General features: G+C 69.6%; 23 protein-coding genes. 13 read left to right on the forward strand and 10 right to left on the reverse strand.

The features are described from left to right. Positions 1 to 10: 10 nt before the first annotated feature. The gene (locus ACFWSK_RS17085; protein ID WP_383786301.1) at positions 11 to 604 is read left to right on the forward strand and encodes a hypothetical protein; all 594 of its coding nucleotides are present in this window, start codon (positions 11 to 13) and stop codon (positions 602 to 604) included. Beyond that, entirely contained in the window at positions 604 to 1,245 is a 642-nt protein-coding gene (locus tag ACFWSK_RS17090; protein ID WP_383786304.1) for an OmpA family protein, read from the forward strand. Before ACFWSK_RS17085 ends, ACFWSK_RS17090 begins: the two co-directional genes overlap by 1 nt. A gap of 54 nt (positions 1,246 to 1,299) precedes the next feature. Here ACFWSK_RS17090 and ACFWSK_RS17095 read toward each other — a convergent pair whose 3' ends face one another. Then, complete coding sequence (locus tag ACFWSK_RS17095) at positions 1,300 to 1,491, reverse strand: hypothetical protein (protein WP_383786307.1); 192 nt, start codon at positions 1,489 to 1,491, stop codon at positions 1,300 to 1,302. A gap of 11 nt (positions 1,492 to 1,502) precedes the next feature. Next, positions 1,503 to 2,354, reverse strand: coding sequence for a helix-turn-helix domain-containing protein (locus tag ACFWSK_RS17100; protein ID WP_383786310.1), 852 nt, complete (start codon positions 2,352 to 2,354; stop codon positions 1,503 to 1,505). 309 nt (positions 2,355 to 2,663) lie between these two features. Here ACFWSK_RS17100 and ACFWSK_RS17105 point away from each other — a divergent pair, with 309 nt between their 5' ends. From ACFWSK_RS17105 to ACFWSK_RS17115, 3 genes are all read left to right on the forward strand, one after another. Beyond that, positions 2,664 to 3,161 (forward strand): ATP-binding protein, encoded by a 498-nt coding sequence (locus ACFWSK_RS17105; protein ID WP_383786312.1) that lies wholly within the window; start codon positions 2,664 to 2,666, stop codon positions 3,159 to 3,161. A gap of 251 nt (positions 3,162 to 3,412) precedes the next feature. Then, complete coding sequence (locus tag ACFWSK_RS17110; RefSeq protein WP_383786316.1) at positions 3,413 to 6,190, forward strand: hypothetical protein; 2,778 nt, start codon at positions 3,413 to 3,415, stop codon at positions 6,188 to 6,190. Next, the gene (locus ACFWSK_RS17115) at positions 6,190 to 6,816 is read left to right on the forward strand and encodes a hypothetical protein (RefSeq protein ID WP_383786319.1); all 627 of its coding nucleotides are present in this window, start codon (positions 6,190 to 6,192) and stop codon (positions 6,814 to 6,816) included. Before ACFWSK_RS17110 ends, ACFWSK_RS17115 begins: the two co-directional genes overlap by 1 nt. A 173-nt stretch (positions 6,817 to 6,989) precedes the next feature. On the opposite strand, the gene ACFWSK_RS17120 is transcribed toward ACFWSK_RS17115, so the two are convergent. From ACFWSK_RS17120 to ACFWSK_RS17135, 4 genes are all read right to left on the reverse strand, one after another. Next, the gene (locus ACFWSK_RS17120) at positions 6,990 to 8,606 is read right to left on the reverse strand and encodes an ABC transporter substrate-binding protein (RefSeq protein WP_383786322.1); all 1,617 of its coding nucleotides are present in this window, start codon (positions 8,604 to 8,606) and stop codon (positions 6,990 to 6,992) included. Between the two features lie 183 nt (positions 8,607 to 8,789). Beyond that, entirely contained in the window at positions 8,790 to 9,674 is an 885-nt protein-coding gene (locus ACFWSK_RS17125; protein WP_383786325.1) for a hypothetical protein, read from the reverse strand. Between the two features lie 81 nt (positions 9,675 to 9,755). After that, entirely contained in the window at positions 9,756 to 9,938 is a 183-nt protein-coding gene (locus tag ACFWSK_RS17130) for a hypothetical protein (protein ID WP_383786328.1), read from the reverse strand. Positions 9,939 to 10,006: 68 nt separating this feature from the next. Next, entirely contained in the window at positions 10,007 to 10,471 is a 465-nt protein-coding gene (locus ACFWSK_RS17135; protein ID WP_383786330.1) for an SRPBCC family protein, read from the reverse strand. 247 nt (positions 10,472 to 10,718) lie between these two features. Here ACFWSK_RS17135 and ACFWSK_RS17140 point away from each other — a divergent pair, with 247 nt between their 5' ends. Continuing rightward, positions 10,719 to 11,564: an NAD(P)H-binding protein gene (locus ACFWSK_RS17140; protein ID WP_383786333.1), complete on the forward strand. Its 846-nt coding sequence runs from the start codon at positions 10,719 to 10,721 to the stop codon at positions 11,562 to 11,564. 77 nt (positions 11,565 to 11,641) lie between these two features. On the opposite strand, the gene ACFWSK_RS17145 is transcribed toward ACFWSK_RS17140, so the two are convergent. Continuing rightward, the gene (locus tag ACFWSK_RS17145; RefSeq protein ID WP_383786336.1) at positions 11,642 to 11,791 is read right to left on the reverse strand and encodes an MYXO-CTERM sorting domain-containing protein; all 150 of its coding nucleotides are present in this window, start codon (positions 11,789 to 11,791) and stop codon (positions 11,642 to 11,644) included. A 45-nt stretch (positions 11,792 to 11,836) separates the two neighbouring features. Between ACFWSK_RS17145 and ACFWSK_RS17150 the strand changes: the two genes are divergently transcribed. After that, complete coding sequence (locus tag ACFWSK_RS17150) at positions 11,837 to 13,075, forward strand: hypothetical protein (protein ID WP_383786338.1); 1,239 nt, start codon at positions 11,837 to 11,839, stop codon at positions 13,073 to 13,075. Positions 13,076 to 13,287: 212 nt separating this feature from the next. Here ACFWSK_RS17150 and ACFWSK_RS17155 read toward each other — a convergent pair whose 3' ends face one another. Continuing rightward, positions 13,288 to 13,680, reverse strand: a complete 393-nt coding sequence (locus tag ACFWSK_RS17155) for a DUF192 domain-containing protein (protein WP_383786342.1) — start codon at positions 13,678 to 13,680, stop codon at positions 13,288 to 13,290. Between the two features lie 105 nt (positions 13,681 to 13,785). Here ACFWSK_RS17155 and ACFWSK_RS17160 point away from each other — a divergent pair, with 105 nt between their 5' ends. The 3 genes from ACFWSK_RS17160 to ACFWSK_RS17170 all read left to right on the forward strand — a co-directional run bounded on the left by ACFWSK_RS17160 (position 13,786) and on the right by ACFWSK_RS17170 (position 16,087). After that, positions 13,786 to 14,622 carry a prepilin peptidase gene (locus ACFWSK_RS17160; protein ID WP_383786345.1) on the forward strand — a complete coding sequence of 279 codons (837 nt, stop codon included), beginning with the start codon at positions 13,786 to 13,788 and terminating at the stop codon, positions 14,620 to 14,622. Positions 14,623 to 14,686: 64 nt separating this feature from the next. After that, positions 14,687 to 15,481 carry a class I SAM-dependent methyltransferase gene (locus ACFWSK_RS17165; RefSeq protein ID WP_383786348.1) on the forward strand — a complete coding sequence of 265 codons (795 nt, stop codon included), beginning with the start codon at positions 14,687 to 14,689 and terminating at the stop codon, positions 15,479 to 15,481. Between the two features lie 141 nt (positions 15,482 to 15,622). Beyond that, the gene (locus ACFWSK_RS17170) at positions 15,623 to 16,087 is read left to right on the forward strand and encodes a hypothetical protein (RefSeq protein ID WP_383786351.1); all 465 of its coding nucleotides are present in this window, start codon (positions 15,623 to 15,625) and stop codon (positions 16,085 to 16,087) included. 45 nt (positions 16,088 to 16,132) lie between these two features. On the opposite strand, the gene ACFWSK_RS17175 is transcribed toward ACFWSK_RS17170, so the two are convergent. Next, complete coding sequence (locus ACFWSK_RS17175; RefSeq protein ID WP_383786353.1) at positions 16,133 to 17,350, reverse strand: winged helix DNA-binding domain-containing protein; 1,218 nt, start codon at positions 17,348 to 17,350, stop codon at positions 16,133 to 16,135. A gap of 384 nt (positions 17,351 to 17,734) precedes the next feature. Then, positions 17,735 to 18,772: an L-glyceraldehyde 3-phosphate reductase gene (gene mgrA, locus ACFWSK_RS17180; RefSeq protein WP_383786355.1), complete on the reverse strand. Its 1,038-nt coding sequence runs from the start codon at positions 18,770 to 18,772 to the stop codon at positions 17,735 to 17,737. A gap of 217 nt (positions 18,773 to 18,989) precedes the next feature. Between mgrA and ACFWSK_RS17185 the strand changes: the two genes are divergently transcribed. The 3 genes from ACFWSK_RS17185 to ACFWSK_RS17195 all read left to right on the forward strand — a co-directional run bounded on the left by ACFWSK_RS17185 (position 18,990) and on the right by ACFWSK_RS17195 (position 22,536). After that, a complete protein-coding gene (locus tag ACFWSK_RS17185; protein ID WP_383786358.1) occupies positions 18,990 to 19,751 on the forward strand; it encodes an isoprenyl transferase in 762 nt (253 codons plus the stop codon). Between the two features lie 358 nt (positions 19,752 to 20,109). Continuing rightward, positions 20,110 to 21,432 carry a PhoH family protein gene (locus tag ACFWSK_RS17190; RefSeq protein WP_383786360.1) on the forward strand — a complete coding sequence of 441 codons (1,323 nt, stop codon included), beginning with the start codon at positions 20,110 to 20,112 and terminating at the stop codon, positions 21,430 to 21,432. Between the two features lie 390 nt (positions 21,433 to 21,822). Next, positions 21,823 to 22,536, forward strand: a complete 714-nt coding sequence (locus tag ACFWSK_RS17195) for a transglycosylase SLT domain-containing protein (RefSeq protein WP_383786363.1) — start codon at positions 21,823 to 21,825, stop codon at positions 22,534 to 22,536. The last annotated feature ends 125 nt before the right edge of the window (positions 22,537 to 22,661 follow it).

Here is a 22,661-nt window from a genome sequence, read left to right on the forward strand (position 1 = left end):
ATCTGGATCAATGAGAATTCGGTATGTGAGGGGCCCGCGTCGTGCCGGCGCTGCGGTGCTACTGGCTGCAACCCTGACCCTGTCGATGGCAGCCTGCGGGAGCGACGACGGGAATGGCAAGGGCAAAGAGCCCTCGAGTTCTTCGGCGCCGGCCAAGAGCAAAGACACGGGTAGCCCCAGCGGAGAGACACTGCCGGATACCAGCCAGGTCCTGGTGACCGTAAAGGGCGACAAGGGCATTGATCTGATTGTGCATGTCGCCAAGCGGGATGAGGGGGGATTTCTCACTCTGACAGGCGAGTTCAAGAACACGACGGGAAGCCGCGTGGTTACGCCGGTTCAGTGGAGCGGCCAGGAAGAGGCTGTTGCGCGGACCGGGCCCTCCTTGGCCGCGATGACGCTCGTGGACTCTCAGGACAAGAAGCGCTACTACGTTCTGCGTGACACGGACAACCGGCCGTTGACCACGACCAGTTATGACTCCGGGATCGACGCAGGTAAGAGCCTTCCCTTCTTCGCTCAGTTCCCCGCGCCGGCTCAAACGACCACCAAGGTGGACCTTCAGTTCCCAGGCTTCACAACCGCGACGATTGAGATCTCCTGATGAGTGCCGCGATCACAAGCCAGCGGGCTCGGGCCCGTGTGGCGATGACCGTGCTCGCTGGGGTAGTCGCCCTGGGCGTCGGGGGTGCTCCGCAAGCAGTCGCCGACGACAGTCCGTACCCGTCGGCTTCTGCCGAGGCACCGGTCCAGGTCGACGCCAACGACACCGACCTCAAGCTCCCCGACGGCGCCACCCTCGCCGCCCCCAAGGTCCTCGACATCAAGTCCGTCGTCGAAGACCTGGGAGGCGAGGAGCGTCGCGAGGACACCAACTCGGACATCAAGTTCGCGCTCCAGGCCGAAGTCCTCTTCGGCAAGGACAGCGCGAAGTTGAGCTCTGCGGCCAACGGCCGCATCAACGCGATCGCCGAGGAGATCAAGAAGCAGGACGCCAAGAAGGTCCGGGTGTTCGGCTTCACCGACAACCTCGGTTCGTCCGCCCACGGCGACGTCCTCTCCAAGCAGCGTGCCGAAGCCGTGCACGGTGTTCTGCAGAAGGCGCTGACCGGCACCAGCATCACGTTCGAGATCCGTGGATACGGCGAGCAGTTCCCGATCGCCAGCAACTCCACGGAGGAGAACCGCAAGAAGAACCGCCGGGTGGAGGTCTCCTTCCCCCGCGCGGAGGGCTCACAGAGCTGACTCCACGCGCAGCGCCCGGCTCCGTGACCATGTCGCGGTGCCGGGCGCCTGCCGTTACAGCAGGTGGTCGGCCTTACCGGCCTTTATGTCGCGGATCATCTGCTGAAGTGCCTCGCGGGTGTCGGAGAGGTAGAAGCCTTCTTCACCCTGTTTGGCGATGTAACTGTTGCCATGTTCGTCGGTGCCGAGGCGGTAGCAGGAGTTCCCTTCACCGCAGAACGAGTCTTCCCAGTTGATTGCTCGCATGGATCGTCTCCTCAGACTTGACGTGCGATGTCGTGGATAAAGTCCCGCGCCGCGTCGGGTTGCAGCGCAATTCCCTCCATCCAGTCCAGGTGGGCGCGGTACTTGGCGAGTTGAGGCTCTGAGTGGAGAAAGTCAGGGCCGTGCGAGTTGTCGATCTGCACGGTGTCCAACTCGGGGACGGGGCCTTCGGCGTAGAGGATGGTCTGACCGGCTCCGGGGAAGGCGCCTGCCGCGAAAGGGATCACCAGCAGGCTGACGTGTGGCTGTTCCGACTTCTTGAGCAGGTGAAGGAGCTGAGCCCGTGCGACGGTCGGCCCGCCGAACTGCATGCGGAGCGCTGCTTCGTGGACGATGCCGGTGTACGGGGTGGGGGAGGGGCCATCCAGGATCGCCTGACGTTCCAGGCGGTGGGCCAGCCGTAGGGCGATCTCGTGGTCGGGCAGGATGGGAATCACCGCCCGGAACACGGCCAGGGCGTGGTCCGAGGTCTGGAGCAGGCCGGGAATGTGGACGGAGTAGGCGGCTCTCATCCGTACCGCGTGGGACTCCAGCTCCGCGATATCACCCAGCTTGTCGGGCAGAGTGCTGCGGTATTGCTCCCACCAGCCTCGGGTAGTGGGCTGGGCCATGTCGACCAGCGCGTCAACGAACCGGTCGTCGGTGCATGCGCAGGCGTGCGCCAAGGTGCGGAGACGGTCCGGGCTGATGGCCCGTGTGCCGGCCTCGATGTTCGAGATCTTGCCGCGGTCGACACCGAGGAGCTTGGCTGCCGACTCAGCTGACACCCCTGCTGACGTGCGCATCTTCCGCACTTCGACGCCAAGTCGCCTTTGGCGGTCGGTCGGAGACGTCCTCGCTGCCATGCCGTTCCTTTCCGCATGCGGTCAAGGGCAGTCTGCCGCCTAAGCGTGCGACTCGACCACGAAAGGGCTCACTTCCCCTGAAGGTGGGGCTAATTTACCCTCCACGCGCTACATTCAGTAACGCACCGCTCACGCTCGGATGGGCTGGAAGTGCATCACGCGGTCCTGCCCGCATCCTCCTGCCCTGGGAGGGGCCGGCCCGCGTCAGGGAGACAGGCCACTGCTCATCCGGTAAGACGCGAGCACCTCGTGCGCTCCGACGCGAAAGAGAACCCCTCCAACAGACCTTCCGTTCAAGGGGAATCCGTCATGCCTCCATCTCCGCGCGCCGCACTCTGTCCCGTACCCGAGGAGCCCTCGCCCGACCCGCGTCCGTACCCCGCCCCGTACCCGAAGCGCCGTTCGGGCAACAGGTTGGCCCTCAGCCTCACCCTGCCCGGCGACCCCCGCAGCGCGGCCATCGCACGCGCCGTCGTAACGGCCGCGCTCCACGCGCACGGGCTCGCCTCCTTCACCTGGCCCGCTGCCCACATCGCGTCCGAACTGGTAGCGGTCAACGCAACGTTCACTCCGCAGAAGGACCTCTACCTCTCCCTCCGCCACCGTGACGACGCGCTGCGCCTGCTCGTATGGGATCAGCACCCGGAGCACGCGGGTCCCGGCGCCGCCGAACTCTGCGCGCAGCGCCGCCGCCGTGCGCTGTGGCTACTGACCGCTGTCGTCGACGACTGGGGTGGTGAGTGGGGCGTCTGTGACGCGCTGCCGCCGCAGCGTGGCTTCAAGTCCGTCGTGGTGCTGCCTCGTTGAGCCCGAGGGGGGCGGGGTCGTCCGTTGCGGACTCGTCGATTCGCGGCGCGGCGAAATCCGGGTCCATGTTTGGGTCCTGGGGCCCATGGCGCGAGCGTTCGTGCTCCGTACGGTTGACCGCCGGGGTGGGGCGCCGCGCGCCACCATGAACGGCCGTTTCCGTTCCGGGGGTTGAGGTCGCTATGTCCGTCGCTGGGGGTCTCCCGTGGTCCGGAGCGTCATCGCAAGCCGATGACGCTTCCCGCCGACCCATGCCGCAGCCGCTCATGGTGGCCCGCTGGCTGGTGTACGTGCTGTTCGCGGCGACCCTTTTCGGTGGCGTCGGTCTGTTGCTCACCGCCGCATCGCTGGACGCCGTCAACGGCGCGCTGCTGGGACTCCTCTTGTACGCGGCGGCGCCGGGAACGGTCGGCTGGATCCTGGCGCGGCGTGCCTGGACCGGTGGGGTCCGCGTGTGGTGGGGCCTCATCGCCGTGCAGGCGTGGCTGATCCTCGGCGGCCTGTCCAACATCCGTGACGGTTCGGTCCAGGGCTTCACCCAGCTCTTTCTGCCTGTGGTGATTCTCGTCTTCCTGTGCCGGGGGGAGAGCCGACAGTGGTTCCGGCTCGCGGGGTCGCGGCGGGCCGTGCGGCCCCCCTTCTCGCTGCCCCACATGATCACGTGGCGGCGGGACCGCGGGCAGTCGGCGATTGAGTACGTCGGGCTGGTCACCCTGGTCGCGGGGATCGTGCTGGCGCTCATCCTGACCGGGGCCGGCGGTCAGATCGCCGACGGCTTCAGGTCGGCCATCTGCTCGGTCACCGGCACGGCCTGCCCCGCCGGCGGGGCAACCGGTGAGCAGACGGTCGAGGCGGGCGCCGGGACAGAGGGGCAGACCGGCGCGAGTACCGACGGCTCCATCTCGACTGGCGGGTCGACCGGTGGTTCGACTGGCGGTTCGACCGGCGGGTCGACTGGCGGCAACGCCGGTGGCGACGCGGCGGGTGGGTCCGGCAGCGGTGGCACCGGCAGTGGCGGCAGCGGTACCGGGGGGAGTACCGGCACCGGTGGGGAGACGGCAGGCGCGACCGGCGGTGAAACCGGTGGCTCCACAGGCGAGGCCACAGGTGGCGAACCCGGCGGGGGCGAGACCACTGGTAGCGAGACCGCTGGTGGCGAGACCGGTGGTGGAGACAGCGCCGGTACCACCGGCGGGACGGAGGGCGCCGACGCGTCCGACGAGGCCGACGAGGCCGGTGATCCCACCGACCCCTACGAGCCGATCGTCGCCGATGGGGACGATTCGGCCGGCGACGATGACGACGGCGAGAAGAAGGAGGAGTGCTCAGGCTTCCTCGGGTGCACCCTCGATCAGCTCGGGCAGGTCGGCGAGGGCCTGTTCGTCGACGGCATCTGGGGCGATGTCACCGACCTCTGGGACACCGTCGTCCACCCCATCGACACCATCACCGGCATCGGCGACTACGGGAAGTCGCTCGGCGACAAGTGGAGCGCGGACTCCAAGGACGCCGGCGACAAATGGGCCGACGGTGACTACCTCGACGCGCTGACCGACTGGGGCGGTGCCTCGGTCAACACGGGCGTCAAGGTCCTGGACGACATGTTCGTCGGGGAGGAGGTCCGCGAGACCTGGAACCGGGGCGAGGAGACCCAGGCCGCCACCACCGTCATCTGGAATGTCGGTTCGCTCTTCATCCCCGGCTACGACGTGGCCAAGGTCGTCGGAAAGGCCAGCAAACTCGGCAAGCTGGGCAAGCTCGCCCAAGCGATCGCCGAGGTGTCCGACAAGGCCAAGGACGCTGCGGGCCGGGCCCGCAAGGCGGCTGGGCTCGGTGACGCCGAGGGAGCCCGCAAGGCGGCCGACGAGGCGCAGGAGCACGCCGACGACGCGGTCGAGAAAGCGGAGGAGCACGGCAGTTGCAGCATCGCGATGGGCGCCGCCACTCTCGTACCGTACGAGGACGGGGAAGCCGTCCGTGAGCCTCGCGCGCCCGGAGGCGTGCCCGGCTCCGGGACGGTAATCCTGGCCGCAGGACAGGCCGGATCTCCCCTGATCGTTCTCGCGCAAGCCACCGCCAGGTGCGAGGGCGAGGAGGCGGACAACGCCCGCGAGGCCCAGAAGGAGGCGGACGACGCCGACCGGGTCGCTGACGGAGTCGAACTCTCCGAGGCGGCCGAGCGGGCCAAGCAGACCATCCGGGACGCCGCCGACAAGCAGAAGACGCCCAAGTCCGAGCGCTACAGCCTCAACGAGGGCGCGGTGGACAAGCTGGTCGCGAAGGCCAAGGACGATCCCGACCCGAGCCGAGGCGAATTCGGCAAGGACGAACTCGCCTCCGCGCTGGACGATCTCACCGACATGCTCAACGACAAGCGCATCGACACCCAGAGCCGCGGCTCACTGGGCGGCACCGTCCTCAAGGCCAACGACCGTCACCAGCTGGCCGAAGCCATGGCGGAGGCCCGTGCGGCCAAGCGCGCCGCCGACCTCGACGCGGCCGAGGGCACGAAGGTGTTCGCGAGTGTCGGTGCGCAGAAGGGCCGCAAGTCGGTGGACTTCGGAGACGGCCGGCCGGTCGATGTCAGCGCCATCGACGACGTGGACGTCGCGTACAAGGGCAAGGACGGCAAGGTGCACGTCGTGGAGGTCAAGAACACCGCCAACGCGACCACGCAGGCATCCCTTCCCGCCCAGGCCAAGCGGCTCGCGGACTGGGCCCAGGAGGGCGGAGCGAACCCGCCGCGAGCGGCCCGCTACGAGATCGAGAGCTCGAAGGACTGGGACAAGATCTTCAACGGTTTCCAGAAGGACAAGAAGACTGGTGCGTCCCCTCCGGGCACCCCGGCGGGGACCCTCGCGGACAACGGCCTCGGCGTCCGGATCGCCGGTCAGGACGTCACCCCCAAGCAGCTGAAGGACCTGGACGCCGCGTGGAACACCAAGACCGACGCCGAGAAGCAGGCCGCTCGTGACTCCGGCAAGATGAAGGATCCCAAGAGCGCGATGGAGTACCTGGGAGTCTCGTAATGACCATGGAACACGCCGGGAAGGAGCCTCTGCTTCCCGAGGCCGTACGCGACCTGCCGTACTCCTGGGACCTCGGCTTCGTCTGGCCGCCGGAGACGGAGGAGAGCCGAGAGAACATCGCCTACGCGCGCGCCGTGCTCGAAGCGTGCCTGCCCCCGGTTCCCCTCACCACGCCCGAACCGCCCCCCGAAGTGACTCTGAAGTTCCTGGGCCCGGACGCGTCCTGGCCCGAATGGACGGAGACCAGGCGCGTGCTGCGGGAGTACATGCCGTACGCCCGCTGTGTGACGCGGGAACGCATGGCCGAGGCCGAGGCGGAGTGCGCGCGCAGAGGCTTCGACACGACGGACTTCACCGACCGGTGGACCGTCCGCATCTCTGCCTGGATCGCCGAACAGGTCCTGTACTGGTGCGGGCTCATGGTCGATGACACCGCGGCGATCACTCCGTGGGCGATGGAGCTCGCCGAACGGTATGCGCAGCGCGGCATGGCCGCCGAGCAGGCCGTGTGGGCACTGCGCCACACGGCCGAGGTCCCGCAGAGCCGCGGGGCCCTGGCCCGGCTGGCCGCGGACGAGGCACTGCCTCCCGGAATCCGCGAACTGGCCGCGCAACAGATCAGCTGAACGAGGGGATCTTCGAGATCGCCTCCATCGCGTCCTGGGTGTTGCTGCTCGGTGTGGTCGACTGCGTGTCTTGCGGAGTGTGCGTTGCCGAAGACGCAACGCACACTCCGCAAAAGCGGCGTTCGGGGCGGGTGCCGGTCCGCCCCCTGGACCGGCTGCCTGGAACTTGCTGCCTAGAACTTGCTGATCTCCCAGAAGCGGAAGACGGTCGAGGCGTCCAGGGTCCACTGCAGGCCGGAGATGTTCTCGTACGCCACCGCGTACTGCTTGCCCTGCCACAGAGGCAGGATCGGCAGGTCCTCGGCCACGTCACCCTGGAGCTCGTCGAAGGCCCGCTCGGTGGCGCCCCGTTCGGCCAGGGCGGCGGTGGCGGGGATGATCCGGTCGGTGATGTCGTCGTTCACATAGCCGTTCTGCAGGACGTTGTCCGTTCCGAAGAACGGCTGGGTGAAGTTGTCCGGGTCGGGGTAGTCCGGGACCCAGCCCTTCACGTAGACGCCGAGCTCGCCGGCCGCGATCCGCCTCTCGTACTCATCGAAGGGCAGCGACGTGACCTTCGCGTCGAACAGTCCGCTCGCGTTGAGTTGCTTGGCGATCGCACGGAACGCGCTGTCGGTCGAGGGGCCGTAGCGACTCGGCGTGGACCACAGCGTGAGCTTTACCTTGTCCGTGATGTGCGCGGCACGCAGCGCCTGCTCGGCCTTGGCCGGCTGCGGGCTCCCGCCGTACATGTCGAAGAACGCGGTGTTGTGGGCCGTGATGCCGGCCGGGATGATCGAGTACAGCGGGGTGGCCGTGGAGTGGTAGACCTCGCTGACGAGGGCGTCACGATCCACCAGGTACGCGATGGCCTTGCGCACGGGGAGCTTTCCGACCACCGGGTCCTTCACGTTGAAGACCAGGTGCTGCACCTCGGCGCTGGTTCCCTCGACGACGTCGATGCCCTTGTCGGCCGCGGCGGAGGACTCCTGCAGCTGGGAGATGTCCTGTGCGGCCAGACCGCGGTAGGCGACATCGACATCGCCGTTCCGCAGCGCGGACGCCAGCTTCTTCTGGTCGCCCTGGAAGAAGGCGAGGGTGATGCCCGAGTTCTTCACCCGCGCCGTGCCCCGGTAGCCGGAGTTGACCGAGAAGACGGCCCTCGACTTGTCGAAGGACTTCAGCTGGTACGGCCCCGACCCGATGGCCAGGCCGTCCTTGCGCAGGCTGTCCGCCGGGTACGTGCGGTGGTCCACGATGGAGCCGGCGCCCGAGGCGATCTTGCTGGGGAAGGTGGCGTCGGGAACCGTGAGCCGGAAGACGACCGTCCGCGGGTCCGGAGCGGTGATCTCCGCGATCGTGGAGAGGAGCGGCGCGGGGCCGGCGGGGTCGTTGATCCTGATCGCCCGGTCGAAGGAGTGCTTGACGTCCTTGGAGGTGAGGCTGTCGCCGTTGCTGAAGGTCAGGCCGTCGCGGAGCGTGCACCGGTAGGTCTTGTTGCCGTTCTCGAACGCGCAGGACTTCGCCGCTTCCGGCTGCGGCGTCGAGCTTCCCCGGGGGAAGCTGATCAGGGACTGGTAGACATTGTTGAACAGCAGCCAGGATCCCGGGTCGTAACTCGAGGCCGGATCCGGGGGCAGAACCTCGTCCGAGACCGGATCCCGGGTCAGAACGTCGTCCGACATGCCCACGACGATGGAGTCGTCGGAATCGGCAGCGTTTCCTCCGGTCTGGAGGCCGCAGCTGCTCAGCAGAGCCACCGCGAGACCCGCCCCTATGGGAGTGCTTGTCCACCGCTTGCGTACGTTCACAGAACTGCCTCGTGCTTTCGGTCGGCCGATGCGAGGGACTCCCGCACGGCCGCCGGCCCCCTCCGGATGCGGGGAAGGCCTCGCGCACCCGGACAGGGAAGACAAGCATCCATCCGCTGCATCATAAGGACGGGGTGGCGGCCTCTCCGGGGAGCCCCCCGGGAACGGCGGCCGCGCTCCGTGTCACGTGCTCTCGCTCGCGCCCTCGTCCGGGATGTACGGCGGAATGGTCCAGCGCAGTACGGTCTCGCCTGCCCGGGATTCGAGCGTGGCGGGATAGACCTGGTCCCAGCGTCGTTCGCCGCGGTGGCGCATGGAGTGGTCACCGGGGTCCCAGCCGAGACCCAGTACCTGGCAGCCGCCGACGTCGATCAGTCCGGCCAGCAGCGGATCGTTCCAGCCGGCCCGTTCGAACCGGTGGAAGTCGTTGTGGGCGTCGACCGAGACCATCAGCCCCTTGCCGGGGCCCTCGCGCTCCCAGGTATCCAGCCGTTCGGCCAACGCCTCGGCCTCGGCCAGGGGCAGATCCAGCCACCCGCGCGGGCCCTGTCCGGCGTGCTGCGGAATCCGTTCGCCGCCGAAGAGGGCGTGGACGTCTTCCTCGTACCGGCCCCAGTACGTGACGTCGGCCAGGCCGTCGGTGGAGTCGCCGTCCAGGCCGACGAAGCCGTCCAGGGCCCGCGCGTCACCGAGCACCATGCCGCACCGGTCCACCGGCAGGTCGCCCAGTCGTACGGAGGCGCCGCCGGGCCAGGGGAGGCCGAGGCCGACCTCCAGGAGGGCGATGGTCGCTTCGCCGTCGAACGGGGATTCCGATGTCCGGGCCCGTACCGCTAGTGGCCTGTCGGCGGCGGCGGGAACGGCGATCGCCTCGCACATCCAGGCCGTCGGTTCACCGGCGTCGCCGGGGCCGTACAGATGACCGCCGCCGGTCGCCGCGGCTTCGGCGGCCCGCTCGGACAGTGGCGGTCCCACCTGCGGCCAGTAGTCGATCCAGGCGGCCATTCCCAGCACGAGAGTTCCAGAGGGTGCGGTGACAGCGCCCAGATCCACATCGGTATCGGTCATCCGCGGATTGAACAGGTACGGAGTCGAAGGGATCAAGGTTTCAGACGGACTCGGTGTGCGCCCTGTTGCCGCAGATTTTGATCATGTCGTCGGCGTCCGGGGCGAGAATGATCCGGGGACCCTGATGACGGCCGCGCTGATGTACGCAGAGAAACCTCGCGCGCCGACGCGCGCTTTCACGGCGGCGATCCGGTCGGCCGGCATGGAGATGCTGACCTTCTGGGCAGGCCCCTCGTCGGTGGCGTACTCCGCTGGAGTGTCCACGAAGCGATGGTAGTAAATCCTGTAGCAATGACCGGTGCGTGTGCTGTCCCGTTGGTGGCGGCGGAGGTTCAGCGTGCGGACCGTTCCACGGCGGCGGCCACGTCGTCGAGGTCCTTCGTCACGGCCTTGGCCACCGCCTTGGCGCCGAGGCCGCCGAGGAGCTTCGAGACGAGGCCGGCGAATCCGCCGGGCGGGGTGGCGGAGAACGTCATGCGGACGGTGGTGACTCCCGGCCCGCCGTCGGACAGGGCGAACTCCGAGACGTAGTGCGCGCCGTGCGAATCGGCCTCGGCGACGTAGCGGGAGAGCGGCTCACACGCCGTGATTCGCATTTCCTCGGTCGCCTGCTTGCCGAACATCCGGCGGGTCTCGATCCAGCGGGTGCCCACGGTGAACGGTCCCTCCGTGAGGATCTCGACCGCGTCCACACCGCTGAGCACCGACGGCATGCCCCGGAGATCGGTGAGCGCTTCCCAGACCTGGTCGGCCGGTGCGGCGATCCGTCGCTCGACGACGATGCTCGGATCACTCATGGTGGCGCCTCCTGGTGCGTGCGGGGTGGTGCCTGGGCGGCGGGAGCCCTGCGTCCCCCATGGTGCACGGCGTCGGCGGCCGCCGCAGCAGGCCGCGCGCGGTGCGCCTGGCATAGCCACTTTCCTCTAGGTACCTACTATGCCGCCGGTGCTAGCTTCGGCGAGTCCCAGCGGGCCGGACCGGCCCCGGCGGCGTTCCTGCCCGTACGGGCGAGGTCAACTCAAGTTGGAAACAGGGGAGTTACGCATGATCGTAGTAACGGGAGCAACCGGCAACGTCGGCCGTCCGCTGGTGCAGTCACTCGCGGCAGCCGGTGAACAGGTGACAGCGGTGTCCCGGGGGATCACGGCCGCCGATGTCCCGGAGGGCGTCCGGCCCATCCGGGCGGATCTGGCCGGTCCCGGAAGTCTGCGTCCGGTCTTCGAAGGTGCCGATGCGCTGTTCTTCCACGACACCGGAGCCGGTGCGCATCTGCTGGATCCGCAGGCCGTACTCGACGCCGCGAAGGCCGGGGGAGTACGGCGGATCGTCCTCCTCTCCTCCATCGGCGTCGCCAGCCGAGCGGATTCGGACTCGCACGGTGGTACGGGCCTGGCCCTGGACCACGCGGTCCGGCAGTCGGGGATGGACTGGACGATCCTGCGGGCCGGCGGTTTCGCCTCCAACGCGTACGCCTGGGCCGAGGCGGTCCGCACCGAGCGGACCGTCGCCGCACCGTTCGCGGGCATCGGCCTGCCGGTCGTCGATCCGGCCGACATCGCGGAGGTCGCCGCCGTGGCCCTGCGCGAGGCCGGGCACGCGGGGCAGGTCCACGAGCTGACGGGGCCGGTCCTCACGACGCCGCGCCAGCAGGCCGACGCGCTCGCCGAGGCGCTGGGCGAGCCGGTCCGGTTCGTCGAGCTGACGCGCGAGGGGGCCCGCGCGCACATGCTCGCGTTCATGCCCGAGCCCGTCGTCGAGACCACCCTGGCCATCCTCGGCGAACCCAACGAGGCCGAGCTCCGCATCAGCCCCGCCGTCGAGCAGATCCTCGGCCGCCCGCCCCACACCTTCGCGGACTGGGCCCGGCGCCACATCGCCGCCTTCCGCTAGGCCCCGTCACCGCGACCGCACCGGAACGCGAACCGGTGCTTGGGTCCTGGGGCCCAAGACGGTGGGGTCCATGACCGTTAGCGTCGGCGCCGTAGGAGTACAGAGCCCGCCCCGGCGCTCCCCCATGGCGCCGGGCCGGACGTCCCCGCATCGTGTACAGCGATGCGGAACCACCGCGCACAGCGATGCGGAACCACCGCGCACAGCGATGGGGCCCCATCGCGCACCCGCGATGGGGATCAAGGCATACCCATGTGGTCATAATCGGCCGCATGCCCGACAACCCGACCCCTCCCCGAGCTCGCGGCTTCGCTCGAGCAGGGGAGACCCCCTCCCGGACAGCCGCCACGGCGCCGCCACCCCGCCGCCGCGGGCTCCGGCACCGCGCCGCCGTGGCGCTCACCGCCGCCGCCCCCGCACTGGGGGCCTACGCGGCCGTCCGGGTCATCGGGCTCCTCGTCTTCTGGGTCTGGGCCACCCTCGCCGGCCGGGACGCCCTCCACCTGCTCAGCGGGCGCTGGGACTCGGTCTGGTACCAGCGGATCGCCGAGGACGGATACCGCTACTCCGTCACGCTTGCCGACGGCAGCGTCCATTCCGACCTGGCCTTCTTCCCCCTCCTGCCCGCCCTGGAACGCGGCATCGCCGACGTGACCCCACTCACCGTCGGCGGCGCGGGGCTGTTCGTCGCCTGGCTCGCCGGGCTGCTCGCCGCCTGGGGGATCTTCGCCGTCGGCGCGCGGCTGTACGGCCGCCGGACGGGTGTGGTGCTGGCCGCGCTGTGGGGGGTCTACCCGACGGCGTTCGTGCAGTCGATGGCGTACACCGAGACCCTGTTCACCGCCCTGGCGGCCTGGGCCCTGTACGCGGTGCTCACCGGGCGCTGGATCGTGGCGGGCGCCCTGTGCGTCCTGGCCGGCCTGACGCGCCCCTCCGCCGCCGCGCTCGTCGCCGCTCTGGCGATCACCGCAGCGGTCACCCTCGTGAAGGAGTACCGCGCCGGCGACCGGGAAGGCATGCTGCGCCGGCACGCCCGCATGCTGCTGGGGGTCGTCATCGCACCGCTGGGCTGGCTGGCGTACGTGGTGTTCGTCGCCGTGCGCCAGGACAGCCCCTTCGCGTACTTCGAGATCCAGGCGCAGTGGGGCAACAGCATCGACGGCGGCCGGGCCCTGGCCGCGTTCATCCTGGGACTGCCGCTGCCCGCCGCGCTCGGGCTCTGCGCGGCGCTGGGGCTGCTGGGGTGGCTGCTGTACCTGTGTGTGCGGCAGCGGCAGCCACTCCCCGTACTCGTCTACGCCATCGCGATCGTGGTCATCTCGCTGATCGGCTCCGGCTACTTCGGGTCCAGGCCGCGCCTGATGATGCCCGCGTTCCCGCTGCTCCTGCCGGCCTCCGTGGCGCTGCTCCGGCCGCGGACGACGGCCCGCACCGCCGCGGTCCTCGCCGCGCTCGCCTTCGCATCCGCCGCGTACGGGGCGTGGACCCTGCTCGGCTCCGGCCCGCCCTGAGCCCATCCGCCGGGAGAGCGCCCGGCATCTCCCCCGTCGCCGCACTCGACCTCGTTGAGTGCTCCCACTCCCGGGTCGAGGGAGAACCGCGTGGTCGCGCCGGACCGAGTGAGGTCGTGGATGCGCTCGTCGATGTAGCCGAGGTCGTTCAGGCTCACCCTGACCTGGGTTCACGCCGGTGAAGCGCACGCGGTGACCCGTGGGCCGGTTCGCTACACGACGGTCGCCTGCGCCACTATCCGTACGCGCGTACCCGGCCGCATTCCCCACTCGGCCATCGCCCCGGCCTCGGACTCCACGACGTGACGGGCGCGCAGCCGGGGCAGGCCGAGGCGGCCGGGCTTCATCGTGCGGACCGCGAGGACGTTGAAGTGCCGGTCCAGGTAAGCGACATCGATCGTGAACCGCATCCGGAACGTGTGCACGCTCGCGCACGGAGTGATCAACAGGGCTCCGTCGACACCGTCCTGCCCGAGCAGGCCACGTGTCCGCGCCCGGTAGGACGCCGCGATCCGCAGCGGCACCTCCCGGGTCCCCGCGTCCGTGCCGTCCGTGCCGTCCGTGTCGACGTTGAGTGTTCCGCTGCCGTCGCGCCATTTCCCCATGGGCACCGACCGTAGTACCCGGCCCCCGCCGCTGGGTCCGGAACGCCGTGCAATGGGTCCCAGGGCCCAAGACCCGTACACCGCACCCCGATTAGGGTCGCCACTGTGGACGCCACCCTCATCGCAGTCGCCGCTCTCTGGGGCGTCGCCGCCGGGCTGATGATCCCGCGTGCCGCGTACCGGTTCTCCGTCGAGCCGGACGAGGACTGGCGGGACGCCTGCCCCTCGGGGCATCCGCTCACCGGCCCGGCCCGCGGCTGGCTCGGCTCGACCCGCTGCGCGAGCTGCGCCGTGGCCGTCCCGTCCCTTCCCGCGCATACGGCCCACGAGAGCGAAGCCGGAACTCCGGCGCCGGAATCCGTGCCCGCCCCGGAATCCGAACCGGCGCCCTCCGCAACCCGGTACGCCCCCGCCGCCCTCGCACCCGTCGTCACCGCACTCGCGTGTACGGCCCTGGCAGCGGCCACCGGGGCACGGCCCGAGCTCGTCGTCTGGCTGCTGCTCGCGCCCGTGGCCGTACTCCTCGCCGTCATCGACCGCCGCGTGCACCGACTGCCCGACCGGCTGACGCTGCCGCTCGCCGGTGCGGCCGCGCTGCTCCTCGGGGCGGTGTCCCTCGCTCCCGAACACACCGGGTCGTGGGCCTCCGCCCTGCTCGGCGGGCTCGCGCTGGGCGGCTTCTACTTCCTGCTCTTCCTGATCAACCCGAACGGCATGGGCTTCGGGGACGTGAAGCTCGCCCTCTCCCTCGGGGTGGCGCTCGGCTGGTACGGCTGGGCGGTGCTGTTCGCCGGGGGGTTCGCCGGCTTCCTGCTCGGCGCGGTGTACGGGCTGGGCCTGATGCTCATTCGGCGGGCCGGGCGCAAGACGGGCATCCCGTTCGGGCCGTTCATGATCGCGGGTGCGCTCCTCGGCGTGCTGTTCGGTGCCCTGGCCGCCTGAGGAGCGGGCCTCGCGCCACGAAACGTGGTCGCGCCCGCCGTGGCCCAGCTGCGACGATCGCCCCATGTCCGATTCACCGATCCCAGGCACCGCGTCGTCCGACGAGCGCTTCGAGGCGCTCGTCGCCGAAGCCGCGGCCGTCTCCGTCGACGGCTGGGACTTCTCCTGGCTCGACGGCCGGGCCACCGAGCAGCGCCCCTCGTGGGGCTACGCGCGCGCCATGGCGGACCGGATGGGCCGTGCCCGCTGCGCGCTCGACATCCAGACCGGCGGAGGCGAGGTCCTCGCCTCCGTACCGAAGCTGCCGCCGCTGACCGTGGCCACCGAGTCCTGGCCCCCGAACATCGCCCGTGCCACCGCGCTCCTGCACCCGCTCGGCGCCGTCGTCGTCGCCGACGAGGACCGGCCACCGCTGCCGTTCGGTGACGCGGCCTTCGACCTGGTGGTCAGCCGGCACCCGGTGACCACGTGGTGGGAGGAGATCGCCCGGGTGCTCGCGCCCGGAGGCACGTACTTCTCGCAGCAGGTCGGCCCGGCGAGTGTCTTCGAGCTCGTCGAGTTCTTCCTCGGCCCGCAGCCTCCCGAGGTGCGGGGCGCTCGCGACCCGGAGCAGGCCCGCGCCGACGCCGTCGCCGCCGGTCTCGACGTGGTCGGTCTGCGGACCGAGCGGCTGCGTACCGAATTCTTCGACATCGGGGCCGTCGTCTACTTCCTCCGCAAGGTGATCTGGATGGTCCCGGGCTTCACGGTCGAGGCGTACCGTCCGCAACTGAAGGCGCTGCATCGGAGGATCGAGAACGAAGGACGGTTCGTCGCGCACACCACCCGCTTCCTGACCGAGGCACGCAAACCGGCGTAGGACCGGGCGGAGACGGACCAACGGGCCTGTACAACAAGGCACTTGAAGACTGTCCGGTAGTGCAACGCCTTCGCCCTTTCCACCGTCCTACCGGTGGGCAGGGCGAACCGGTGGGGCGAGCGCACGGTGAGGGAGCTGGTCATGACGGTCGGAAGGGAAGAGCGGGAAGAGCCCGGCGAGGACATCCGCGAAGCCGCAGGCCGGCCGCGCGGCGGTGACTCCGACTGGCTGAAGGGTGCCTGGATCACCGCCGTCCACGGTGTCTTCTACCGCCCGGAGGGGATCACGGGCGAACCCGAGGCCATCGAGTTCGTCCTCTCCGGGGGCGATTCGGTGCTCCTGACCTGCGCCTCCGACTGGACCCTGCGGATCACGCCCGGTGGCTGGCCGGAGCTCCCCGACTGGTGCGTACCGGCGGGTCAGTGGGAGTTCTCCCCCCTCACCAACCTGCCCGTGCCGCCGTACGGCGGAGCCTGGACGGTCACCGGCACGGAGGAGCGCCGCGACGAGAGGGGGGAAGTCCGCGAGGTGGTCATCCGGTGCGAGGACGGCGACTTCGTGGTCGTCGCGGGGGACACGATGGCGATCCGCTTCGTCCGCCCCTGACGGGGCCGTCGCGACAGCGGCCCGGCATGATCCGAACGAAACGCCCTAGGCGTGCGGCCCCACCGTCACCGTCCCGACGGTCAGCTCCGCCTTCCCCTCCAGCACCTCGGCCACGCGGTCGGCCTGTTCCTCCAGTTCCCTCAGCTGTACGGCGGTGAGCGGCGCCAGCGGTTCCACCGTCACCGTGATCCGGCGGCCCGAGCGGCGCTGGTGCCAGACCCCGGCGACCGTGCCGTCCACCAGCAGGACCGGGTAGTTCCCCGCCTGCCCGCCCCCGAGTGCGCGTGTCCGCGCGAGGCCGGGGAAGAGCCGCTCGCGCGGCTGGGACGCGATGGTGAACGCGTCGAAGTACGGCAGCAGACGTACGCCCCGGGCGGGCGTGGCTCGGAAGGCGGTGTCGCCCGCCGCCACCCAGGCCGGTGCGCCCTCGTACGTCACCTCCTCGACGGCCCCCGTCGCGGACAGGTCGGCGAACAGCCGGTTCGCCCAGCCGTTGGCGGTGGCGAGCCACTTGGCGAAGTGGGCCGGGGTCGCGGGGCCGTACGCGTGCAGATAGCGCCCGACGAGTGCGGCCAGGGCTTCCGGTCCGGGCAGCGGGGTGGCACCCGGGTTGGTGTAGGTGGCTTTGCGGCCCCGGTTCGCGGCGTAACAGAGCACGCCCCGGTGGCCGGCCAGATGCATCACCTGGCGCCAGCGCGGCCACATCCCCTGGAACGCCGGCATCACCGGGTCGGCCGCCCACGGTCCGGTGCGGGCGATGACCGCGTCCGACAGTTCGTCGATGGTCAGCTCGGCGCCGGTGAGGGCGTCGGCCACGGCGGCGAGAACCTGCTCGGTCTGCTCGGGGGTCATCCGGGCGTCCGCGCCCAGCCCGCTGGGACCGGTGGGCAGAGCGGACAGCGCACCGGTCCAGAGCGGGAGCTCCTCGGTGGGCAGCAGGTGAACGGTCCCGCGCGGACCGAACGTCTTCACCAGGGACCGGTCCGTCCACAGGGCCTCGCGTACGTCGGTCCGGATGGCTCCGGGCAGGCGCAGCGCGACGGAGAGTTCCGCCGCCGACAGCACCTGGGCGTGCGCCCCGAGCATCGCGCCGACCACGTCGGCCGGCGTGCGGGCTCCGGCGGGACCCCCGGAGGAGTCGGAGGAAGCGGCAGAGGAAGGAACGGCAGGAGGGGCGGAGGCGGCGGACAGTCCCTGGCGGGCGATCCGGCGGGCGTTCGCCTCGGGCCAGGTCACGGTCACGGTGCGGGCTCGTGTCGTCATGCCGCGAATCTAGGACGTCATCAGGCCGGAATCTGTCCCCTATCCCGATCCCCTATAACGGTTATCCGATCCCATATAAAGGTCCCACATGCCTGTGCGAGGGACACCTCCACGTCAAGGCGGCGCCCAGCGGCGTCCGCCTCCTTTTCCCACCCTCCCCAGGGGCCTCCACAGTGGTCAAAACCGTCTCCGCAGCGCAGTCCGCTGAATTCGGAGAGTAGTTGTGGAGTGGCGTGGCACGCAGCATCACTTACGAAGGGTTATGGTGGAAACCCCCCCTCGGGCCGGTCCGTAACCCCCCCCACGGACCGGCCCGATTTTTGTCTCCGGGGTTGTGAGGCCCCTGTGAGGGCCCGGTGCGGACCCTGTGTCACCCAGCCGGAATCAGCTGCGTCCCGCCCAGATGTTGGTGCCCGCGGTGTCCACGGCGAAGGCGTCGATCTCCTTCAACTCCTCCGCGGAAAGCGCCGGTCCGGCCAGAGCGGCCACGTTCTCCTCAAGCTGCTTCACGCTTGAGGCGCCGATCAGAGCCGACGTCATACGGCTGTCGCGCAGGACCCAGGTGAGGGCGAGCTGCGCCAGGGACTGGCCGCGGTTCTGCGCGATGTCGTTCAGCCCGTTGAGGCGGCGGACGACCTCGTCGGAAAGCAGGTCCGGGTCGAGGGACTTACCCTGCGTGGCGCGCGAACCCGCCGGGATGCCCGCCAGGTACTTGTCCGTGAGCAGACCCTGCGCGAGCGGCACGAAGGAGATGCATCCCATGCCCGCCGTCTCCAGCGTGTCGAGCAGCCCGTCGTCCTCCAGCCAGCGGTTGATCATCGAGTAGGACGGCTGGTGGATGAGGGCGGGCACCCCCATCTCCTTGAGCAGACGGGCCGCCTCGGCGGTCTGCTCCGCGTTGTACGAGGACACACCCGCGTACAGCGCCTTGCCCTGCCGGACGGCGGAGGCCAGTGCGCCCATCGTCTCCTCGAGGGGCGTGTCCGGGTCGAAGCGGTGGGAGTAGAAGATGTCGACGTAGTCGAGCCCCATGCGCTTGAGCGAGGCGTCGAGCGAGGAGAGCAGGTATTTGCGGGAGCCCCACTCGCCGTACGGGCCGGGGTGCATCTCGTATCCGGCCTTGGTGGAGATGATCAGCTCGTCCCGGTACGGGGCGAAGTCCTGCTGGAAGAGCTTTCCGAAATTGAGTTCGGCGGAGCCGGGCGGCGGACCGTAGTTATTGGCCAGGTCGAAGTGGGTCACACCGAGATCGAAGGCGCGGCGCAGGATCGCCCGCTGGGAGTCCAGTGTGCGGTCGTCGCCGAAGTTGTGCCACAGGCCGAGGGAGACGGCGGGGAGCTTGAGCCCGCTGCGGCCGGTGCGGCGGTACTCCATGGAGTCGTAGCGCGACTCGGCGGCGCGGTAGGAGAGGGAATCAGTCACGTTTCTCTGCTTATCACGGAGTTGTGACAGACCGGGTTGGGCCGGTGCGACCCCTGCGCAGTAATGTGGCCGCTTCGGGGAATGCCGAGCGCGGCGCGACGCCTGTCTGCGCGGACCGTGCGAACCATGCGGCTATCCCCCACGGGGGACGACCCCGGACCCCCGGCGACGGGGAGGGCGGGTCTGCGGCCCGTACGGAACCGAGAGGGTGAACTCAGTGAACTTGCGCGACCTGGTGTACGGGCTCTACGCACGCCGGGTGGAAGGCCGCCTGGATCACGACCAGGTGCCCAAGCACATCGGTGTCATCCTCGACGGCAACCGGCGGTGGGCGAAGGCGTCCGGCGGCTCTGCGGTGCAGGGGCACCAGGCCGGTGCGGACAAGATCTCCGAGCTGCTCGGCTGGTGCAGTGAGACCGATGTCGAGGTCGTCACCCTCTGGCTGCTCTCCACGGACAACTTCGACCGGCCCGAGGCGGAGCTGATCCCGCTGCTGGGCATCATCGAGAACACTGTGAGCAACCTCGCGGCCGACGGACGGTGGCGTGTCCACCACGTCGGCACGCTGGACCTGCTGCCGGCCCGTACGCAGACCGTCCTCAAGGAGGCGGAAGCGGCCACGGCCGGTATCGACGGAATAATCGTCAATGTCGCAGTCGGCTACGGCGGGCGCCAGGAGATCGCGGACGCGGTGCGTTCGCTGCTGCTGGACCACGCGTCGAAGGGCACGACCTTCGAGGAGCTGGCGGAGGTGGTCTCCACGGACCTGATCTCCGAGCACCTGTACACCCGGGGGCAGCCCGACCCGGATCTGGTGATCCGTACGAGTGGCGAGCAGCGGCTGTCGGGCTTCATGCTCTGGCAGAGCGCGCATTCGGAGTACTACTTCTGCGAGGTTTTCTGGCCGGCCTTCCGCAAGGTCGACTTCCTCCGTGCCCTCCGCGACTACGCGGCCCGGCACCGCCGCTACGGGGCCTGACGCCCCGCGCCCCCTCCCGGTAGAGGGCGCCGTCCCCGCGCGGTCACCCCGCGTCCACCAGGACTCTTCCGCACCGTGTCGCAGGCATCGGCATGGCTGGGCGTGTTCGAGGGAATACCCCTGACAGGTCGACATCCGGTCAGGAGCCGGGCGGATGTCGTGTCCAAGTGAGTGGCACCCAGTCCGCTCGCCCGGGAGGCCCTTTGCACACGAAGGACCGTACGCATAGTGCGGCCGACGCGGAGGGCCGGCGTTCGGCCCTCGCAGGGGGTTCCGAACCCGGTCCGTCCTCTTCCCTTGGGAAGTTCCGCGACGTCCGTCGCACTCCCCGACCTCGTCCGAGGGGGTACGTCCTTCCGTGGTGACCAGCACAAAGCGCCGCATGCCCGACAGGCGCACCTACGTTCTCGACACCAGCGTCCTGCTGGCCGATCCCAACGCCATGTCCCGCTTCGACGAGCACGAAGTCGTGCTGCCGATCGTCGTGGTCACGGAGCTGGAGGCCAAACGGCACCATCCGGAGCTCGGGTACTTCGCCCGGCAGGCACTGCGCCTGCTGGACGACTTGCGGGTCCGGTACGGCCGGCTGGACGCCCCGATCCCGCTCGGGGATCTGGGCGGGACGCTCCGCGTCGAACTCAACCACTCCGATCCCGGTGTACTGCCCGCCGGCTACCGGTTGGGGGACAACGACTCACGGATTCTCGCGGTCGCACGCAACCTCCAGGCCGAGGGGTACGACGTCACGGTCGTCTCCAAGGACCTCCCGTTGCGGATCAAGGCGTCCTCGGTCGGCCTCCTCGCCGAGGAGTACCGCGCCGAGCTCGCCATCACCGATTCCGGCTGGACCGGGATGACGGAGCTGGCGCTCGCCGGCGAGCAGGTGGACCTGCTGTTCACCGAGGAGACGCTGTACGTCCCCGAGGCCGCCGAACTGCCCGTGCACACCGGTCTCGTCCTCCAGTCCGAGCGCGGCAAGGCGCTGGGCCGGGTCACGGCCGAGGGCAACGTGCGGCTGGTGCGCGGTGACAGGGAGGTGTTCGGGATCCATGGACGCAGCGCCGAGCAGCGCATCGCGCTCGATCTGCTCCTCGACCAGGACGTCGGCATCGTGTCGCTGGGCGGCCGGGCCGGCACCGGCAAGTCCGCGCTGGCGCTCTGCGCGGGGCTGGAGGCGGTACTGGAGCGAAGGCAGCACCAGAAGGTGATGGTCTTCCGGCCGCTGTACGCGGTCGGCGGGCAGGAGCTCGGCTATCTCCCCGGCTCCGAGGCCGAGAAGATGAGCCCCTGGGCGCAGGCCGTCTTCGACACGCTCTCGGCGGTCGCCGGGCGCGAGGTGATCGAAGAGGTGCTGGGACGCGGCATGCTGGAGGTTCTGCCGCTCACTCACATCCGCGGCCGTTCGCTCCACGACGCGTTCGTCATCGTCGACGAGGCGCAGTCGCTCGAACGCAACGTCCTGCTGACCGTGTTGTCCCGGATCGGGTCGAATTCCCGGGTCGTGCTCACGCATGACGTGGCGCAGCGGGACAACCTCCGGGTCGGCCGGCACGACGGAGTCGTCGCCGTGGTCGAGAAGCTGAAGGGTCATCCGCTCTTCGCCCACGTCACGCTGACCCGCTCCGAGCGTTCACAGATCGCCGCACTGGTGACCGAAATGCTGGAGGAAGGCCAGATCTGATACGGGATAGGACAGTTGGTGCCGCCCGGCGAGCCGAAGAGCTTAGCCGGGCGGCATCGCGTTCTGCCGCTCATTCCGTAAAACTGTGGGGCCGAACGAGGTGTGAGCTTTCACACGCAACACAGAATTGCTTCACGGTGTCCGCGTCCGGCAGAGTCTTGCTTCCGTCAGGCCCCGCATACGGCACTCGGGCACCTCCAGAGGTGCAGCGCACCACACAACTCAACACTTGCCGTCCGTATGCCGCCCGCGAGCACCACGTGGCACTCCCGCAAGGGAGTTGCCCATCGGGCCCGTGCCTCCCGTGACCCAAGCAGTAGGGAGGCGAGTGTCAGGGGCACGATTGCGCCCGCGAGGTCACCTAAGCGGGCGATGCTGGAAGGACACCATGTGAGCCGGATCTCGGTCCGGGGGTTCGCGGTGGCATCTGCCACAGCGGTCACCACCGTAGGCGCCGTCGTAGGCGTTGCTTCGGGCGGCACTCCTGCCGCTGACGACAACAACTTCGAGGCGGCCGCAGCCGACACCACGCTGCTCGCAGACATTCCCGCGGGCCAGCAGGCCCAGGTGCAGACGGCCTCGCTGACACAGCAGGCCGACGCCCAGGCATCCGCGGCCGATGCGGCAGCGAAGAAGTCCGCAGAGGAATCAGCCCGTATCCAGGCCGCCAAGGACGCCGAGTCCAAGAAGCAGGCGGCCGAGGACAAGCTGGAGGCCGAGCGCAAGGCCGAGGAAGCGAAGAAGGAAGCCGAGCGCGCGAGCCGCTCGTCGGTCCGCGACGCCTCCTCGTTCTCCGCGCAGGGCTCGTACAGTGTGGCCGAAGTGCAGGCGATGGCACGCTCGATGATGCCCGCCGACCAGTTCCAGTGCTTCAGCAACATCGTGGACCGCGAGTCGGGCTGGAACTACAAGGCGACCAACCCGTCCTCGGGCGCGTACGGGATCATGCAGGCGCTGCCCGGCTCGAAGATGTCGACGGCCGGCTCGGACTGGATGACCAACCCGGCCACCCAGATCAAGTGGGGCCTGAGCTACATGAACAGCGACCGTTACGGCAGCCCGTGCGCGGCCTGGTCCTTCTGGCAGGCCAACCACTGGTACTAGGCGAGCCTCCGGCCCCTCATGAGGGGCCGGTTCTCAACCTCGTGAAGCCCCCCACCGTCCTACGGTGGGGGGTTTCACGCGTGTACGGTCACATGTCCGGACGACTCCGGGGCAGGGGTGGGGGG

Origin of the sequence: Streptomyces sp. NPDC058620 (assembly GCF_042717135.1) — a bacterium.
Lineage (GTDB): Bacteria > Actinomycetota > Actinomycetes > Streptomycetales > Streptomycetaceae > Streptomyces.